Source organism: Pseudomonas profundi (assembly GCF_008638305.1).
In the GTDB taxonomy this organism is placed as follows: domain Bacteria; phylum Pseudomonadota; class Gammaproteobacteria; order Pseudomonadales; family Pseudomonadaceae; genus Halopseudomonas; species Halopseudomonas profundi.
In genome coordinates this window covers 251,437-266,984 of record NZ_VTPZ01000006.1, presented here as the reverse complement: position 1 = coordinate 266,984, position 15,548 = coordinate 251,437, and the positions used below count along the sequence as shown (strand labels likewise).

The window sequence follows — 15,548 nt, the reverse complement described above, 5'->3', positions numbered from 1 at the left end:
GTGGACGAATATCCCGTCATTGACCTGTCCCACCTGCTGCCAGCGGCACAGGGTTTGGCCAGGCTGCCGGCAGACGAGCGCATCCAGCGCATTCGCGCCGACCGCTGGATCGGCTACCCGCGCGCGGTCGAGGCGCTGAACCGGCTGGAAACTCTGTATGCGTGGCCGAACAAGCAACGCATGCCAAACCTGCTGCTGGTCGGCCCCACCAACAACGGCAAGTCGATGATCGTCGAGAAATTCCGGCGGGCGCACCCGGTCGGCACCGACGCTGACCAAGAACATATCCCGGTGCTGGTCGTGCAGATGCCGTCAGAGCCATCGGTGATCCGCTTCTATGTCGCGCTGCTGGCTGCGATGGGCGCGCCGCTGCGCCCGCGCCCACGGCTGCCGGAAATGGAGCAACTGGCGCTGGCCCTGCTGCGCAAGGTCGGCGTGCGCATGCTGGTGATCGACGAACTGCACAATGTACTGGCTGGCAACAGCGTTAACCGGCGCGAGTTCCTCAACCTGCTGCGCTTCCTCGGCAACGAGCTGCGTATCCCCCTGGTCGGGGTCGGCACGCGCGAGGCGTACCTGGCCATCCGTTCGGACGATCAGTTGGAAAACCGCTTCGAGCCGATGCTGCTGCCGCCGTGGGAGGCCAATGAGGACTGCTGCTCGCTGCTGGCCAGCTTCGCGGCGTCACTCCCGCTACGGCGGCCATCCCCGATTGCCACGCTGGACATGGCCCGCTACCTGCTCACCCGGAGCGAAGGCACCATCGGCGAGCTTGCACATCTGCTGGTGGCGGCGGCCGTCGCCGCCGTGGAGAGTGGCGAGGAAGCGATCAACCACCGCACGCTCAGCATGGCCGACTACATCGGCCCCAGTGAGCGGCGGCGACAGTTCGAGCGGGAACTGATGTGAAGTCCGCGCCGCGCTGGCCGCTGCATCCGGCACCCAAGGAAGGCGAAGCCCTGTCCTCATGGCTCAACCGGGTCGCCGCCTGCTACCAGATGGACGTGCACGAGCTGCTGGCCCACGATCTTGGTCACAGCCAACTTGATGACCTGGATACCGCACCATCCTTGTCGTTGCTGACGGCGCTCTGCCAGCGCAGTGGCGTCGAGCTGGAGCGGTTGCGCAGCATGAGTCTTGCAGGCTGGGTGCCGTGGCTGCTCGACAGTCTCGACGATTCGGTACCAGCAGCCTTGGAAACCTATACATTCCAATGCGCGGTGCTCCTGCCCAAGCGCACCCGCAAGGTGCGGTCCATCACTCGCTGGCGTGCCTGGCTACCGAGCCAGACGATTCGCCGGGCGTGTCCGCAGTGTCTGAACGATCCAACGAATCAAGCTGTGCTACTCGTCTGGCAGCTCCCCTTGATGCTGAGCTGCCCGCAGCATGGCTGCTGGCTGGAGTCCTACTGGGGCATGCCCGGCCGGTATCTTCAGTGGGAAATCGCCGATGCTGCGCCGCGCCCTGCCGATGACGCAATCGCCTGCATGGACCGGCGCACCTGGCAGGCGCTGACGACGGGTTTTGTGGAGCTGCCGCGTCGGCGTGTCCACGCCGGCTTGTGGTTCCGGCTGCTGCGCACCCTGCTTGATGAGCTGAACACGCCGCTCTCGCACTGCGGCAGTTGCTCGGCGAGCATCCGCCATGTCTGGGAGCGCTGCGGCCATCCGCTGCGCGCCGGGCAGAGTCTGTGGCGTCCCTACGAGATTCTGGCCCCGGCGGTGCAGTGGCAGATGCTGGAGGCGGCGGCCACCGCCATCACGCTGATCGAGTCAAAGGCGCTGATCCCGCGCGGGGAACAGGCCGCGCTGTTTCAGACGGAGCCGCACACTGGTTTCACCAACGGCCTGCCGGCGAAGGTGCCGAAGCCGGAACCCATCAACCACTGGCAACGAGCAGCCCAGGCCATCGATGAGGCCATCATTGAAGCGCGACACAACCCGGAGACGGCCCGCTTGCTGTTCACACTGGCGTCCTACGGGCGACGCGACCCCGAATCCCTGGAACGTTTGCGCGCCACGTTCACCAAGGAGGGCATCCCGCCGGAGTTTTTGTCACATTACGAGCCTGAATGGCCGTTTGCAGGTCTTAGACTAAATGACGGGTTAAGTGACAGTTTTTGACGGCGAGAACTTTCTGGCTCACACTGTCACATAATCGAACGTATATGTGACAGGTACGACATGCTGATAGGCTACATGCGGGTATCGAAGGCGGACGGCTCCCAGGCTACCGATTTGCAGCGCGACGCGCTGATTGCCGCCGGGGTCGATCCAGTACATCTTTACGAGGACCAGGCATCCGGCATGCGCGAGGATCGGCCCGGCTTGACGAGCTGCCTGAAGGCGTTGCGAACTGGCGACACACTGGTCGTGTGGAAACTGGATCGGCTCGGACGCGACCTGCGACATCTCATCAACACCGTGCACGACCTGACTGGGCGCGGCATCGGCTTGAAGGTATTAACCGGGCACGGCGCGGCCATCGACACCACGACCGCCGCCGGCAAGCTGGTCTTTGGCATCTTCGCCGCCCTGGCCGAGTTCGAGCGCGAGTTGATCGCGGAGCGCACGATTGCCGGCCTAGCCTCGGCCCGCGCGCGCGGGCGGAAAGGCGGCCGGCCGTTCAAGATGACCGCCGCCAAGCTGCGGCTGGCGATGGCGGCAATGGGTCAGCCAGAGACCAAGGTCGGCGACCTGTGCCAGGAACTTGGCGTCACGCGGCAGACCCTGTATCGGCATGTTTCACCCAAGGGTGAGCTACGTCCAGATGGCGAGAAGCTACTCAGCCGAATTTGATGCCGGCATGAGGCAACGTAGCGACAGCGTGGTTTGTCTCAATGGGAAGCGCTCATGATCGATCTTTGAAGGCCCGCAGCAGTCGTGTCACAGACAGGACGAACAAACCGGTCAGCGTGAGGGCTGCGATACCCCAGTACTCTCCGATGAACGCGCCGGCCGTCGTGCCGGCCAGCACAATGGCGAGAATCGGCAAATGGCAGGGACAGGTGAGCACGGCCAGCGCGCCCCACAGGTAGCCGGTGATCGGTTTGTGCGTCTCGGACGGCAAGCGCTCGGGGCTGTTCATGGCAGACTCTCCGCGTGCTGTGCCGGCTCGGTCGGCATGGTGGCCAACTGCACCTCCAGATCGGCCAACGCTTCGCGCCGACGCTCGACGAACTGGCGCAGAACGGCAAGCTGCGCGGCCGCTTCATCGCCGTCCGCAGCATCCAGCGCCCGGCACAGCCGCGCCAGCGCGTCCAGGCCGATGCCCGCCTCGAAGGCCGCCCGCACGAAGCACAGCCGTTGCAAGGCGGCATCATCGAACAGGCCATAGCCGCCCGGGGTGCACGCCACCGGACGCAGCAATCCGCGCAGCAGGTAGTCGCGCACGATATGCACGCTCACCCCGGCATCAAGGGCCAGCCGGGACACGGTGTAGGCGCTCATTGAAAACCTCCTTTTTTTATCCAGCGCAGCAGGAAAGCTGCTTCACGTCCTTGTTGAAGGTCTGCGCCGCAAGCTTCAACCCCTCGACCATTGTCAGGTAGGGGAACAACTGGTCGGCCAGTTCCTGCACCGTCATGCGGTTGCGGATGGCGAGCACCGCCGTCTGGATCAGTTCGCCCGCTTCCGGGGCCACCGCCTGCACGCCGATGAGCCGTCCGCTACCTTCCTCGATGACCAGCTTGATGAAGCCGCGTGTGTCGAAGTTGGCAAGCGCTCGCGGAACGTTGTCGAGTGTCAGCGTGCGACTGTCGGTCTCGATGCCATCGTGGTGCGCTTCCGCCTCGCTGTAGCCCACGGTGGCGACTTGCGGGTCGGTGAACACCACTGCCGGCATCGCGGTCAGATTGAGGGCTGCGTCGCCGCCGGTCATGTTGATCGCGGCACGGGTGCCGGCGGCCGCTGCCACGTAGACGAACTGCGGCTGGTCGGTGCAGTCGCCGGCCGCGTAGATGTTCGGGTTGCTCGTGCGCATGCCTTGGTCGATAACGATGGCCCCTTGCGCATTGACAGTGACCCCCGCCGCGTCCAGCGCGAGGCTGCGCGTATTCGGTGCCCGACCGGTGGCAACCAGCAACTTGTCAGCGCGCAATTCACCGTGTCCGGTGGTCAGCACGAATTCGCCGTTCACATGGGCGACCTGGCTGGCTTGCGTGTGCTCCAGCACCTCGATGCCCTCGGCGCGGAAAGCGGCTGTCACGGCCTCGCCGATGGCCGGGTCTTCCCGGAAGAACAAGGTGCTGCGTGCCAGGATCGTGACCTGGCTGCCGAGCCGGGCAAAGGCTTGCGCCAGTTCCAACGCCACCACCGACGAACCGATCACGGCCAGGCGTGCGGGAATGGTGTCGCTGACAAGCGCTTCGGTGGAAGTCCAGTAGGGTGACTCTTTCAGGCCCGGAATCGGCGGCACGGCCGGACTGGCACCGGTGGCGACCAGGCAGCGGTCGAACGTTACCTCGCGCTCGCCACCCTCGTTCAAACGGACGACCAGGCTCTGGTCGTCCTTGAAACGCGCTTCACCGTGCAAAACGGTGATGGCTGGATTGCCGTCCAGGATGCCTTCGTATTTGGCGTGCCGCAGTTCATCGACACGGGCCTGCTGCTGGGCCAGCAGTTTGCTGCGGTCAATCGCAGGCACAGTTGCCGCAATACCGCCGTCGAACGGACTTTCCCGGCGCAGATGGGCAATATGGGCAGCGCGGATCATGATCTTGGACGGCACACAGCCGATATTGACGCAGGTGCCGCCGATGGTGCCGCGTTCGATCAGCGTGACCGTCGCGCCTTGCTCGACGGCCTTCAGCGCCGCCGCCATCGCGGCCCCGCCGCTGCCAATGATGGCGATATGCAAACCGGCGCCCTCAAGTGCATCACGGATTTTTGGTTCATCTTTGAAATCACCAACCCGGATCGAGCCTTGATAACCCAATGCGGCGATGGCGGCCAGCAGTTGGTTGTGGCTCACGGCGGTGTCTGCCATGACTTGCGCGCGGCTTTCTGGATAGGACACCACAGCGGCATTCACGCCGGGAATCTTTTCCAAAGCATCTTTGACATGGGTGGCGCAGGATGTGCAGGTCATGCCATTCACGGTGATTTCGGTCATTTTTTTACTCCATTGAATTTCGGGGTGCAGCAGGCATCGGCTTGGCGTTTTCGTTGGATGGCGTAGATGGTCAAGCCGATGAAAATCGCCAGCGCAGGCAGCAGCACATAGTCCAGATAGCCGGTCAGCGCGGACAAGCCGACCACACCGAGCAAAATGACCAGAACAGGGGTGAAGCAACACAGCGCCACGAGGGTTGTGCCAATGATGCTGACCCGCAGCAGTGTCTTCGGGTCTTTCATGATCAGTTCTTGACTGATGATGGGTAGCCCGCATCCTCGGTAGCCTTGGTCAGTTTCTGCACGCTGGTCTTGGCATCATCGAAGGTGACCACCGCTTCGCGCGTCTCGAAGGTCACGTCAACTTTACTGACGCCATCGACCTTGGAAATCGCCTTCTTGACAGTGATCGGACAGGCCGAGCAGGTCATGCCCGGTACGGACAGCGTAACGGTCTGGGTGGCGGCCCACACGGGGGCAACAACGGCAGCGAGGGCAAGGGCGGAAAGCAGCTTTTTCATGGTGAACTCCTGTGATCAATAGAAAAATGGCACGACGTAGGGAAATCCGAGCGCGACCAAAACCAGCACGGCCACGCCCCAGAAAATGAGCTTGTAAGTAGCTCGCACTTGGGGAATCGCGCAAACCTCACCCGGTTTGCAGGCGGCTGACGGCCGGTAGATGCGCCGCCAGGCGAAGAACAACGCCACCAGCGCCACGCCGATAAAGATGGGGCGATAGGGTTCCAACACCGTCAAGTTGCCGATCCAAGCGCCGCTGAACCCCAAGGCGATCAGAACCAGCGGCCCGAGGCAGCAAGCCGAGGCGAGGATGGCGGCCAGCCCGCCAGTGAAGAGCGCGCCGCGCCCGTTTTGAGGTTCAGACATACGTTTGTCCTTTCGAATCTGAATTGGATAGCTTAAGCTTACTTCCGTAGTTATGTACGGAGTCAAGCGATATGGAAAACAATTTGGAGAACCTGACCATTGGCGTTTTCGCCAGGACGGCCGGGGTCAATGTGGAGACCATCCGGTTCTATCAGCGCAAGGGCTTGCTCCCGGAACCGGACAAGCCTTACGGCAGCATTCGCCGCTATGGCGAGACGGATGTAACGCGGGTGCGCTTCGTGAAATCAGCCCAGCGGTTGGGCTTCAGCCTGGATGAGATCGCCGAGCTGCTGCGGCTGGAGGATGGCACCCATTGCGAGGAAGCCAGCAGCCTGGCCGAGCACAAGCTCAAGGACGTGCGCGAGAGGATGGCTGACCTGGCGCGCATGGAGGCCGTGCTGTCTGATTTGGTGTGCGCCTGCCATGCGCGGAAGGGGAACGTTTCCTGCCCGCTGATTGCGTCACTGCAAGGGAAGAAAGAACCGCGCAGTGCGGACGCCGTGTAGCCCGAGGGAACTACGCCTTAGCGTGCTTTATTTTCCGTTTTCTGAGGCGACTCCAACGTCAGAAAAGACCGTGCGGTCGACTTTTGATATTTCGTGCTGTCGCCTTCTGAAAGTGACAAATTTAACCCCGGATAATAATTTCTTAACCAGCCAACACCAGACTCGCCAGTATGGGTATAGCCAAATTGGCTGACTGGAGCCGACCATTTATGACAGGCAGGTGTCGGCCAATAGCGGTCATCGAGCGCCTACAAGACCAGTGGCGATTCATATCAAATGAGGTCGCTGTGCTGGCCAAATGGAATAAGGCAGATCAGTTACTGGTATGCCGAGGCAGCCCAATGGAGATCAACGCCGCCAACAAGACAAAAGTCGAGGACACCCACAGGCAAGCTTCCAAGCCATAGGCCTGATACACCCAGCCCGACAGCAGCGTGCCGATCAGCCGGCCGAGGGCGTTGGACATGTAATAGAAGCCGACATCCAGCGACACGCCGTCTTCCTTGGCGTAACTGACAATCAGGTAGCTGTGCAGCGAGGAGTTCACCGCAAACAGCGCGCCAAACACCATCAACCCGCCGAGCAAGACCCACTGCGCCGGCAAATCACTGTTCAGACCCAGGGCAATTGCGGCGGGCAACCCAGCCAGCACGGCCGCCCAAGCGAATGCCGCACGACCATCCGGCAACTGGCCGCTGGCCTTGCCGGTGATGGCCGGGGCGAAGGACTGCACAATGCCGTAGCCGATCACCCAGGCAGCGAGAAAGCCGCCGACCATCCAGAAATCCCAGCCAAACACGCTGGACAGATACACCGGCAGCGCGACGACAAACCACACATCGCGGGCGCCGAATAAGAACAAGCGGGCGGCAGAGAGAATATTGATTGCCCGGCTTTTGGACAGAATGTCGCGAAACTTTGGCTTGGCCTTGGCCTTGCCCAGATCCTTTTTCAGCAGCACCAGGCTGGCCAGCCAGATCAGCGCCAACACCGCCGCCATGGCCAGCACCGCCCCAGCGAAACCGAGCAGCGCCAGCAACGCGCCACCCATAAAGAAACCCACGCCCTTGAGCGCATTCTTCGAGCCGGTAAGGATCGCCACCCACTTGTATAGCGTGCCCTGCTGGCTGTCAGGCACCAGCAATTTGATCGAGCTTTTCGCACTCATCTTGTTCAGGTCTTTGGCGATACCGGACAGCGCCTGAGCTCCCATCACCCAGGGAATCGTCAGCCAGGCCGCCGGCACGGTGAGCATCAGCAAGGCCGCCACCTGCAGACCCAGGCCGATATTCATGGTGCGATTAAGCCCCAGCCGCGCGCCCAGATAACCGCCGACCAGATTGGTTATGACGCCGAAAATCTCATAGAACAGAAACAGCGCGGCAATCTGCAGCGGCGTGTAACCGAGGCTATGAAAATGCAGCACCACCAACATGCGCAACGCGCCGTCGGTGAGGGTAAAGGCCCAGTAGTTGCCGGTTACCAATAGGTATTGGCGCACTTCGGGGGCTAGGCGGGATAAGGCGTGCATAACGATCCTGCTCGGAAGCTTGGCTGGAGGGTGTGCAACTAGGTGAGAGGGGCTTTAGCCGCGACAAATTGGAGGCAAGTCGCGGCTAAAGCCCCTCCCACATACGCAGGGCGATTCTCAGTCGGCGGCGCCGACCATCCGCGCCAGCTCAACCGCGCGATTCGCGTAGCCCCACTCGTTGTCGTACCAGGCGTAGAGCTTCACCTGGGTGCCGTTGACCACCATGGTCGACAGCGCGTCGATAATCGAAGAGCGCGGATCGGTGCGGTAGTCGATGGATACCAGCGGACGTTCCTCGTAACCGAGGATGCCCTTGAGCGGGCCAGCGGCAGCAGCTTTCAGCAGTTGATTGACCTCTTCCACCGTGGTCGCACGCTCGACTTCGAATACGCAATCGGTCAGCGAGGCGTTGGCCAGGGGCACGCGCACGGCGTGGCCGTTGAGCTTGCCGCGCAGCTCGGGGAAGATCTCGGCAATTGCCGTGGCCGAACCGGTGCTGGTGGGGATCAGACTCATGCCGCTGGCGCGGGCGCGGCGCAGGTCCTTGTGCGGGGTGTCGAGAATGCTCTGGGTGTTGGTCAGGTCGTGGATGGTGGTGATCGAGCCGTGGCGGATACCGAGGTTCTCGTGAATCACCTTGACCACTGGGGCCAGACAGTTGGTGGTGCAGGACGCCGCCGTAACAATGCGGTGCTGCGCCGGGTCGAATAGCTGCTGGTTAACGCCCATCACGATATTCAGCGCGCCCTGCTCTTTTACCGGTGCGCAGACCACCACGCGTTTCACGCCTTGATCCAGGTACGCCTGCAGCACCGCAACGGTTTTCATCTTGCCGCTGGCCTCAATCACCAGATCGCAGCCGCTCCAGTCAGTATCGGCAATGGTCTTGTTGGCCGTGACCTGAATGCGTTTGCCGTCGATCAGGATGCACTCGCCCTCACTGCTCGCCTCGCTATTCCAGCGGCCATGCACCGAATCGAAATTGATCAGATGGGCGTGGGTTGCGGCGTCACCGGCCGGGTCGTTGATCTGCACAAACTCAAATTCAGGCCAGCCCCAGGCGGCGCGCAGCGCCAGACGACCGATACGACCAAAACCGTTGATACCTACCTTGATAGCCATAAACGAATTCCTTCTACAAAGTGATTAGGCGCTACGCGGCGCAAACATGATGATCGCCATACCGAGCAGGGCCACGCCGGCGCCCAGCAGGTCCCAATGGGTCGGGCGAATCCCGTCCACCAGCCACAGCCAGATAATTGCCATCGCCACATACACCCCGCCGTAAGCGGCATACACCCGGCCGGCGGCGGTCGGGTGCAAGGTCAGTAGCCAGGCGAACAGCGCCAGCGCGGCGGCGGCAGGCACCAGCAACCAGATGCTCTTGCCCTGCTTAAGCCACAGGTACGGCAGGTAGCAGCCGATGATCTCGGCCAGCGCCGTCAGGGCAAACAGGCCCAGGGTATTGAGCATGCTCATCTCAGTTGCCGAACTGGGCGATCCAGCCCGCATGGGCCGGATGCTGAATGGCTTTCGGCCGCAGCGCCTGCACCAGGCTAATGGCTTCGCTGCGGGCGATATCCAGCTCGATCAGGATGCGCGCAGCAATCAGCCCGGTACGCCCGGAACCGCCTTTGCAGTGGATGGCGATGGCCTTGTCAGCCGCCAGCAGCTCAGCAATTTGCGCCATGGCCGCCGGCCAGGCTGCGTCGAAATCCGCCTGTGGCACCTGCTCATCGGCCACGGGTAGATGCAGCCAGAGCAACCCTTGCGCGGCGCACAGCGCGGGCAAATCGCTGGCGGCGTTTTGCGCCAGCTCGGCGTATGGCATCAGGGTCAGCACGGCATCGGCGCCGGCCTGCCTCAGGGTGCTCAAGGCGCTGTCGATACTGCTGTCCTTGGTGCCTGGGCAAGGCGTGAAGATCAACCGACCGGGACGATTGGGAATGCTGAGAACATCAAAGGGATGGGACATGCTGAGTGATCCTGAAAATTAAATGGAAGCCTGATTGACCCGTTTGGACAACTGCTCGGCCGACTCCTTGCGCTCGGAATAGCGATCCACCAGGTAGTCCGTTTGGCCGCGCAGCAGCAGGGTGAACTTGACCAGCTCCTCCATCACGTCGACCACGCGGTCGTAATAGGCCGAAGGCTTCATCCGCCCGGCGTCGTCAAATTCGAGAAAGGCTTTGGCCACCGAGGACTGGTTGGGGATGGTGAACATGCGCATCCAGCGCCCCAGCACGCGCATCTGGTTCAGCGCATTGAACGACTGCGAACCGCCGCTGACCTGCATCAGCGCCAGGGTCTTGCCCTGGGTCGGCCGCACCGCGCCCATGCTCAGGGGAATCCAGTCGATCTGCGCTTTGAACACCCCGGTCATCGCGCCATGGCGTTCCGGCGAGCACCAGACCATGCCCTCGCTCCACAGCACCAGCTCGCGCAGTTCCTGCACCTTGGGGTGATCCTCGGGAGCATCATCCGGCAGCGGCAAGCCGCTGGGGTTGAAGATCCGCGCTTCGGCGCCGAACTGTTCAAGTAGACGCGCGGCTTCCTCGGTCAGCAGGCGGCTGTAAGAGCGCGCGCGGTTGGAGCCATACAGCAGCAGAATGCGCGGTTTGTGTAGCACTGCCGGTTTGCTCAGTTGGTCGTGATCCGGCAGATCAAGCAGTTCGGGGTCGATATTCGGCAGTTCAGGGTACATAGCAATTCCTGGCATCAGAGGCTGGCGATACGGCGCAACTCGGCCCGCAGAGCCTCGCGGTTAAGAGTGGTCGGCAGGGCCGCAAAAAAAGCATTAAGCCGCGCCTGAATAATCGCCACGGTTGCATCGAAAGCCGCGTCGATCTGCGCGGGCGTACCGACCAATTCGGATGGATCAGCCAAACCCCAATGTGCCTTGAGCGCGGGACCGAAGAACACCGGACAGGCATCACCAGCGGCCTTGTCGCACACGGTAATAACCAACTCCGGCGCCAGTTCGGCGTGTACCTCGGTGCCCTTGCTGTTCAGCCCCTCAGTGGAAATACCTGCGCGGCGCAAGGCCTCCAAAGCCTGAGGATGAACCTCGCCCTTGGGCTGGCTGCCGGCGCTGTAAGCGCGCATGCCGGCTGGAGCCAAGTGATTGAATAGCGCCTCGGAAAGGATGCTACGACAGCTATTTGCGGTGCAGAGAAACAAGACTTTCATGGCATTCCTTGATGTGAGGCTTAGGCTAACCGCAGAGGCTTAGCCGCTCGGGTCGATTGCGCATGCTCAGCAGCTTTTCGCTATTAACCGCCAGCCAAGACTGGTTGGCCTGCACAACCACCTTCAGCATCTGCTGCACCCACTCGGGCAGCTGTGGGTGTAGGCGGTAGTACACCCACTGACCGCGACGCTGATCCTCCAACAGGCCGCAACTGCGCAGTTGTGCCAGGTGACGAGAAATCTTCGGCTGGCTGTCTTCCAGCGCAGTGGTCAGCTCGCATACGCACAACTCGCCCTCGGCAGCGATAAGTAGGGTCATGCGTACGCGGGTTTCATCGGCCAGGCATTTAAAGACACTGGTGGGACTTATGGGTTCTAGCATCGGGGCCTCAGCGCTTGCTCTTCACCAATACAAACATCTTGATGCGTTCGTGAATCTCGTGAAGCGTGTGTTTATAGGCGTTGGCCTGTTGGCTGGTCGCTGGGTCTGCAAAATTCCAGGCAAGGTACTCTCCGGCGCCCGGCAAGGTGCTGCACTCGAAAGCAGCCTTGTCACACAAAGTGATGACGTAGTCGAAGTGCTGACCAGCAAACTCATCTAATGACTTGCTACGCAGACTATCGGTTGCAACCCCCAGCTGATCCAGCGCCATGCGTGCTCGCCGGTCAACCTCATCAGGCAAAGTACCGGCGCTGAACGCCTCATAGCCATCCGGGTCGGTATGGCGCAGCAAGGCTTCGGCCATTTGCGAACGGGCCGAGTTGGCCACGCAGAGAAATAACACTCGGGTTTTCGATGTCATTGCAGCAACGCCATTAAAATTCGGTTTGGCGAATATATTAAAAACCATATATCTTGTAAACCGAATATCTTGATGACCCTACTCTCGCCACAAGCGAGCAACCAAGGAGCGATTGCATGACCCTGCAAGAGCCAGTGGATGTTCTGATTATCGGCGGCGGCCAGGCCGCGCTGGCCACAGCCTACTTTCTACGGCGCACCCAGCTGTCGTTTCTGCTGCTGGATGATCAGGCGCAACCCGGCGGCGCCTGGCAGCATGGCTGGGATTCGCTGCGGCTGTTCTCCCCCGCCACCTGGAGTTCCATCGCCGGTTGGCAGATGCCCAGCCCTGAGCCCGGCTACCCGCACCGCGATACGGTGATCGACTATCTCACTCAATACGAAGCGCGCTATCAGCTGCCGATTGTGCGACCGGTACATGTCGATTCGGTGACGCATGACGGCGAGTTGTTTGTGGTGCAGGCCGGCAGCCAGCAATGGCGTTGCCGCGCCCTGGTCAGCGCCACCGGCACCTGGAGCAAGCCGTTTATCCCGTCCTATCCCGGCAGCGCAGAGTTCGCCGGCGAGCAGCTGCACTCGGCGCATTACCGCAACCCGCAGGCCTTTACCGGCAAGCGCGTGTTGGTGGTAGGCGGCGGCAACTCCGGGGCGCAGATTCTCGCCGAGGTATCAAAAGTCGCCGAGACCCTGTGGATCACCCCAGAGCCGCCGGCCTTTCTGCCCGATGAAGTCGATGGTCGGGTGCTGTTCGAGCGCGCCACCGAACGCTGGAAGGCCCAACAGGAAGGTCGCGTGATCGACCAGCCGGTGGGCGGCCTGGGCGATATCGTGATGGTCGAGCCGGTGCGGGAAGCCCGCGAGCGCGGCGTACTGGTGGCCGAACGGCCGTTCCAGCGCTTCACGGAAGAAGGTGTTGAGTGGATCGATGGCCGCCGCGAGGCGGTTGATGCGGTGATCTGGTGCACCGGCTTTCGCCCGGCGCTGGATCATCTGCAAGGCCTGGACGTGCTGGAAGCCGATGGCAAGGTCACGGTCGACGACACTCGCGCCAGCAAGCAACCCAAGCTGTGGCTGGTCGGTTATGGCGAGTGGACCGGGGCGGCTTCGGCGACCCTGATCGGCGTCACCCGCACCGCGCGCAGTACGGTCAATGAAATCGCAGAAGCCCTGCAGGGCGATACAGATCAATAGCAGACCACCCGAGTGCCATTAAACTCGGCACTCAGCAACAAGGAACCAGCAATGTCCAGTCAGTGTGAAGTCATCGGTAAGCAAGCCGCAGGTGCCCCTCTGGGTTTTTTCGAGCGCTATCTGACGCTCTGGGTTTTTCTCTGCATCATTGGCGGCACTCTGCTCGGCCTCTATGCGCCGACGGCAGCGCAGGCGGTGGGCGCGCTGGAAATCGCTCAGGTCAATATCCCGGTGGGATTGCTGATCTGGGTGATGATCATCCCCATGCTGATGAAGATCGATTTTCGCGCCATCGGCGAGGTCTACCAGCAGCGCGCCGGTCTGGGCGTGACGCTGAGCATCAACTGGCTGATCAAGCCATTCACCATGGCCTTTATGGCCTGGCTGTTTCTGCGCCATGTGTTCGCCGATTGGCTGCCGGCCGAGCAGATCGACAGCTACGTGGCCGGGCTGATTCTGCTCGGCGCCGCGCCCTGCACCGCCATGGTCTTCGTCTGGAGCAACCTGTGTAAGGGCAACGCCAACTTCACCCTGACCCAGGTGGCGATCAACGATTTGGTGATGGTGTTCGCCTTCGCCCCCATCGTCGCCCTGCTGCTGGGCGTGTCGTCGATCCCAGTGCCGTGGGACACCCTGCTGCTGTCGGTGGTGATGTATATCGTCATCCCCCTGGCCATCGCCCAATTTATCCGCGCGCGTCTGCTGCGCCGGGGTGATGCGGCGTTGCAAGCGGTGCTCGCGCGCATCGGCCCGTTCTCCATCCTCGCCCTGCTGGCCACCCTGGTGCTGCTGTTCTCCTTCCAGGGCCAGACCATAGTCGCGCAGCCGCTAATCATCGCCATGCTGGCGGTACCGATTCTGCTGCAGACGCTGTTTATCGCCGCACTCGGTTATTGGATGTGCCGGCAACTCAAGGTGCGCCACGATATCGCTGGGCCGGCGGCAATGATCGGTGCGTCGAACTTCTTCGAACTCGCCGTAGCGGTCGCCATTGCGCTATACGGCTTCAACTCCGGCGCGGCGCTGGCCACGGTGGTCGGCGTGCTAATCGAGGTACCGGTAATGCTCTGGCTGGTGCGTATGGTCAATAACAGCAAAGGCTGGTACGAGCGCACGCAGCCGACCACCTAAGGACTCACATGGACTTGTTCAAATGGCTGAATGACCAACTGCTGCGCATGGACTGGCTGGCCTGGCTGGTGCGTGCGCTGCTGGAGGATGGCTTCGGCATGGACATAAGCAGTCGTGTCGGTGCCTGGCCTTCTTCTGCGCTTTACATGTGCATACGCACATACCGCAAACTGATGGAATTACCTGTTCGCCAAATGCCGCCCCCAGATGTTGCAGCCTGACCAACCTTAGAAGGGATTTGGCTCACATTACGGGCTGCGATGCGCACTAGTCGTAGCATGCGCAATCACCAGCTTACCTTTCCATCCATATGAACGATTCCTGTCCTAGAATTTTGCAGGGCGTGTGTTGGCTGTGAGTTGAAAGCGGCATGTCGATAACGACCGCTTCTGGCCGGATAGCGCCGGTCTGGTTTAAGGCGGCGCTATCGCTGGTCAGACCTCGGTCTGTTCTGCCATATCAAGAGCGTCGTCCACTTCGATTCCTAAATACCGGACCGTGCTTTCCAACTTCGTGTGGCCCAGTAGAAGCTGAACGGCCCTGAGGTTCTTCGTCCTACGGTAGATCAGTGAAGCCTTGGTGCGCCTTAGCGTGTGGGTGCCGTACATGGCCGGATCAAGATCAATGGATATTACCCAGGCTTTGACGATTCGAGCGTATTGTCTGATGGAAAGGTGGGCTGAGGCGTGCAATCTGCTCGGAAACAGGAAATCCTCACTTCGCAGTTGGGCCTTATGTATCCAGGCTTCTAGAGCCGTCCGGGTTTGTTCGGTGATTTCGAACTGGACTGGTCGATGAGTTTTCTGCTGCATCACAATTGCCCGAGACGATACTTGTGCACCATGGGCGATGTCGCGCACCCGTAGCTTCGTCAAATCACAGGCCCTTAACTTGCTGTCGATTGCCAAATTAAAAAGAGCTAGATCTCGAGTTTTCTCAGCAATTTGGAGCCTTACTCGAATAGACCAGATATCTCTGAGCCGAAGCGGCGCTTTCTGCCCGATTAGCTTGCCTTTATTCCAGGGTTCACGAGCAACACTGGTGTTCATGGCTTGTCCTCCACGTTATGGAGGATAACCATGACCCTTAATGGCAAAAGCGCTAACCGGCCAGAAGCAGTCGATCACATCCGTGAAGAGAAAAGCGGCAATTAAGAATACTCAGCCGCCCATCTCAACGAAATGCTCAGGTGATTCATCT

Annotated in this window: 22 protein-coding genes; 7 read left to right on the top strand and 15 right to left on the bottom strand. The window is 61.2% G+C overall.

Annotated features, from left to right (window positions below):
* Genes FZE95_RS10675 through FZE95_RS10665 form a run of 3 tightly spaced genes read left to right on the top strand, consistent with a single transcriptional unit; the run spans position 1 to position 2,798 of the window.
* A complete protein-coding gene (locus FZE95_RS10675) occupies positions 1-909 on the top strand; it encodes a TniB family NTP-binding protein (RefSeq protein ID WP_003465065.1) in 909 nt (302 codons plus the stop codon).
* The gene (locus FZE95_RS10670) at positions 906-2,123 is read left to right on the top strand and encodes a TniQ family protein (RefSeq protein ID WP_003465063.1); all 1,218 of its coding nucleotides are present in this window, start codon (positions 906-908) and stop codon (positions 2,121-2,123) included. The genes FZE95_RS10675 and FZE95_RS10670 overlap by 4 nt, the downstream gene beginning before the upstream one ends.
* A gap of 60 nt (positions 2,124-2,183) precedes the next feature.
* Positions 2,184-2,798, top strand: a complete 615-nt coding sequence (locus tag FZE95_RS10665; RefSeq protein WP_000904941.1) for a recombinase family protein — start codon at positions 2,184-2,186, stop codon at positions 2,796-2,798.
* A gap of 52 nt (positions 2,799-2,850) precedes the next feature.
* On the opposite strand, the gene merE is transcribed toward FZE95_RS10665, so the two are convergent.
* Genes merE through merT form a run of 6 tightly spaced genes read right to left on the bottom strand, consistent with a single transcriptional unit; the run spans position 2,851 to position 5,998 of the window.
* Positions 2,851-3,087 (bottom strand): broad-spectrum mercury transporter MerE, encoded by a 237-nt coding sequence (gene merE, locus FZE95_RS10660; protein WP_001087809.1) that lies wholly within the window; start codon positions 3,085-3,087, stop codon positions 2,851-2,853.
* Positions 3,084-3,449, bottom strand: a complete 366-nt coding sequence (merD, locus tag FZE95_RS10655; protein WP_003465059.1) for a mercury resistance co-regulator MerD — start codon at positions 3,447-3,449, stop codon at positions 3,084-3,086. Before merD ends, merE begins: the two co-directional genes overlap by 4 nt.
* Before the next feature lie 16 nt (positions 3,450-3,465).
* Positions 3,466-5,112, bottom strand: coding sequence for a mercury(II) reductase (merA, locus tag FZE95_RS10650; RefSeq protein WP_000136268.1), 1,647 nt, complete (start codon positions 5,110-5,112; stop codon positions 3,466-3,468).
* Complete coding sequence (gene merF, locus FZE95_RS10645) at positions 5,109-5,354, bottom strand: mercury resistance system transport protein MerF (RefSeq protein ID WP_000654684.1); 246 nt, start codon at positions 5,352-5,354, stop codon at positions 5,109-5,111. The genes merA and merF overlap by 4 nt, the downstream gene beginning before the upstream one ends.
* Positions 5,355-5,356: 2 nt before the next feature.
* Positions 5,357-5,632 carry a mercury resistance system periplasmic binding protein MerP gene (merP, locus tag FZE95_RS10640; protein WP_000735441.1) on the bottom strand — a complete coding sequence of 92 codons (276 nt, stop codon included), beginning with the start codon at positions 5,630-5,632 and terminating at the stop codon, positions 5,357-5,359.
* Between the two features lie 15 nt (positions 5,633-5,647).
* Positions 5,648-5,998 carry a mercuric ion transporter MerT gene (gene merT / locus FZE95_RS10635; protein WP_001294667.1) on the bottom strand — a complete coding sequence of 117 codons (351 nt, stop codon included), beginning with the start codon at positions 5,996-5,998 and terminating at the stop codon, positions 5,648-5,650.
* Between the two features lie 71 nt (positions 5,999-6,069).
* On the opposite strand from merT, the gene merR reads away from it, so the two are divergent.
* Positions 6,070-6,504, top strand: coding sequence for an Hg(II)-responsive transcriptional regulator (gene merR, locus FZE95_RS10630; RefSeq protein ID WP_000429838.1), 435 nt, complete (start codon positions 6,070-6,072; stop codon positions 6,502-6,504).
* A gap of 313 nt (positions 6,505-6,817) precedes the next feature.
* Here the strand turns inward: merR and arsJ are convergent, their stop codons facing one another.
* The 8 genes from arsJ to FZE95_RS10585 form a co-directional block, all read right to left on the bottom strand.
* Positions 6,818-8,035: an organoarsenical effux MFS transporter ArsJ gene (arsJ, locus tag FZE95_RS10620; protein ID WP_036991819.1), complete on the bottom strand. Its 1,218-nt coding sequence runs from the start codon at positions 8,033-8,035 to the stop codon at positions 6,818-6,820.
* Positions 8,036-8,152: 117 nt separating this feature from the next.
* Complete coding sequence (locus tag FZE95_RS10615; RefSeq protein ID WP_036991821.1) at positions 8,153-9,157, bottom strand: ArsJ-associated glyceraldehyde-3-phosphate dehydrogenase; 1,005 nt, start codon at positions 9,155-9,157, stop codon at positions 8,153-8,155.
* Between the two features lie 24 nt (positions 9,158-9,181).
* On the bottom strand, positions 9,182-9,514 hold the full coding sequence (locus FZE95_RS10610; protein ID WP_223825027.1) for a YnfA family protein: 333 nt from the start codon (positions 9,512-9,514) through the stop codon (positions 9,182-9,184).
* Between the two features lies 1 nt (position 9,515).
* Positions 9,516-10,010 carry a phosphatase domain-containing putative toxin gene (locus FZE95_RS10605; protein ID WP_036991822.1) on the bottom strand — a complete coding sequence of 165 codons (495 nt, stop codon included), beginning with the start codon at positions 10,008-10,010 and terminating at the stop codon, positions 9,516-9,518.
* 18 nt (positions 10,011-10,028) lie between these two features.
* Positions 10,029-10,739, bottom strand: a complete 711-nt coding sequence (gene arsH, locus FZE95_RS10600; RefSeq protein ID WP_150300847.1) for an arsenical resistance protein ArsH — start codon at positions 10,737-10,739, stop codon at positions 10,029-10,031.
* A 14-nt stretch (positions 10,740-10,753) separates the two neighbouring features.
* A complete protein-coding gene (locus FZE95_RS10595) occupies positions 10,754-11,224 on the bottom strand; it encodes an arsenate reductase ArsC (RefSeq protein ID WP_036991824.1) in 471 nt (156 codons plus the stop codon).
* A gap of 25 nt (positions 11,225-11,249) precedes the next feature.
* Positions 11,250-11,606: a metalloregulator ArsR/SmtB family transcription factor gene (locus FZE95_RS10590; RefSeq protein ID WP_036991825.1), complete on the bottom strand. Its 357-nt coding sequence runs from the start codon at positions 11,604-11,606 to the stop codon at positions 11,250-11,252.
* Positions 11,607-11,613: 7 nt separating this feature from the next.
* Positions 11,614-12,027 carry an arsenate reductase ArsC gene (locus tag FZE95_RS10585; RefSeq protein WP_150300846.1) on the bottom strand — a complete coding sequence of 138 codons (414 nt, stop codon included), beginning with the start codon at positions 12,025-12,027 and terminating at the stop codon, positions 11,614-11,616.
* A gap of 116 nt (positions 12,028-12,143) precedes the next feature.
* On the opposite strand from FZE95_RS10585, the gene FZE95_RS10580 reads away from it, so the two are divergent.
* From FZE95_RS10580 to FZE95_RS19750, 3 genes are read left to right on the top strand one after another with little or no spacing between them, the layout of a single operon-like run.
* Positions 12,144-13,217 carry an ArsO family NAD(P)H-dependent flavin-containing monooxygenase gene (locus FZE95_RS10580; RefSeq protein ID WP_150300845.1) on the top strand — a complete coding sequence of 358 codons (1,074 nt, stop codon included), beginning with the start codon at positions 12,144-12,146 and terminating at the stop codon, positions 13,215-13,217.
* Between the two features lie 51 nt (positions 13,218-13,268).
* Positions 13,269-14,348, top strand: coding sequence for an ACR3 family arsenite efflux transporter (gene arsB / locus FZE95_RS10575; RefSeq protein WP_036991827.1), 1,080 nt, complete (start codon positions 13,269-13,271; stop codon positions 14,346-14,348).
* 8 nt (positions 14,349-14,356) lie between these two features.
* Positions 14,357-14,569: a hypothetical protein gene (locus FZE95_RS19750; RefSeq protein ID WP_036991829.1), complete on the top strand. Its 213-nt coding sequence runs from the start codon at positions 14,357-14,359 to the stop codon at positions 14,567-14,569.
* A 213-nt stretch (positions 14,570-14,782) separates the two neighbouring features.
* Here the strand turns inward: FZE95_RS19750 and FZE95_RS10565 are convergent, their stop codons facing one another.
* Complete coding sequence (locus FZE95_RS10565; RefSeq protein ID WP_150300844.1) at positions 14,783-15,397, bottom strand: tyrosine-type recombinase/integrase; 615 nt, start codon at positions 15,395-15,397, stop codon at positions 14,783-14,785.
* Positions 15,398-15,548 lie beyond the last annotated feature (151 nt).

Bases quoted from the DNA above. Each gene is read 5' to 3' on its own strand.
- FZE95_RS10605 (WP_036991822.1), bottom strand. From the start codon at position 10,010: ATGTCCCATCCCTTTGATGTTCTCAGCATTCCCAATCGTCCCGGTCGG.
- merA (WP_000136268.1), bottom strand. From the start codon at position 5,112: ATGACCGAAATCACCGTGAATGGCATGACCTGCACATCCTGCGCCACC.
- merP (WP_000735441.1), bottom strand. From the start codon at position 5,632: ATGAAAAAGCTGCTTTCCGCCCTTGCCCTCGCTGCCGTTGTTGCCCCC.
- arsJ (WP_036991819.1), bottom strand. From the start codon at position 8,035: ATGCACGCCTTATCCCGCCTAGCCCCCGAAGTGCGCCAATACCTATTG.
- arsH (WP_150300847.1), bottom strand. From the start codon at position 10,739: ATGTACCCTGAACTGCCGAATATCGACCCCGAACTGCTTGATCTGCCG.
- FZE95_RS10590 (WP_036991825.1), bottom strand. From the start codon at position 11,606: ATGCTAGAACCCATAAGTCCCACCAGTGTCTTTAAATGCCTGGCCGAT.
- FZE95_RS10610 (WP_223825027.1), bottom strand. From the start codon at position 9,514: ATGAGCATGCTCAATACCCTGGGCCTGTTTGCCCTGACGGCGCTGGCC.
- merE (WP_001087809.1), bottom strand. From the start codon at position 3,087: ATGAACAGCCCCGAGCGCTTGCCGTCCGAGACGCACAAACCGATCACC.
- FZE95_RS10580 (WP_150300845.1), top strand. From the start codon at position 12,144: ATGACCCTGCAAGAGCCAGTGGATGTTCTGATTATCGGCGGCGGCCAG.
- arsB (WP_036991827.1), top strand. From the start codon at position 13,269: ATGTCCAGTCAGTGTGAAGTCATCGGTAAGCAAGCCGCAGGTGCCCCT.
- FZE95_RS10585 (WP_150300846.1), bottom strand. From the start codon at position 12,027: ATGACATCGAAAACCCGAGTGTTATTTCTCTGCGTGGCCAACTCGGCC.
- FZE95_RS10595 (WP_036991824.1), bottom strand. From the start codon at position 11,224: ATGAAAGTCTTGTTTCTCTGCACCGCAAATAGCTGTCGTAGCATCCTT.
- merT (WP_001294667.1), bottom strand. From the start codon at position 5,998: ATGTCTGAACCTCAAAACGGGCGCGGCGCGCTCTTCACTGGCGGGCTG.
- FZE95_RS10615 (WP_036991821.1), bottom strand. From the start codon at position 9,157: ATGGCTATCAAGGTAGGTATCAACGGTTTTGGTCGTATCGGTCGTCTG.
- FZE95_RS10565 (WP_150300844.1), bottom strand. From the start codon at position 15,397: ATGAACACCAGTGTTGCTCGTGAACCCTGGAATAAAGGCAAGCTAATC.
- FZE95_RS19750 (WP_036991829.1), top strand. From the start codon at position 14,357: ATGGACTTGTTCAAATGGCTGAATGACCAACTGCTGCGCATGGACTGG.
- merF (WP_000654684.1), bottom strand. From the start codon at position 5,354: ATGAAAGACCCGAAGACACTGCTGCGGGTCAGCATCATTGGCACAACC.
- merR (WP_000429838.1), top strand. From the start codon at position 6,070: ATGGAAAACAATTTGGAGAACCTGACCATTGGCGTTTTCGCCAGGACG.
- FZE95_RS10665 (WP_000904941.1), top strand. From the start codon at position 2,184: ATGCTGATAGGCTACATGCGGGTATCGAAGGCGGACGGCTCCCAGGCT.
- merD (WP_003465059.1), bottom strand. From the start codon at position 3,449: ATGAGCGCCTACACCGTGTCCCGGCTGGCCCTTGATGCCGGGGTGAGC.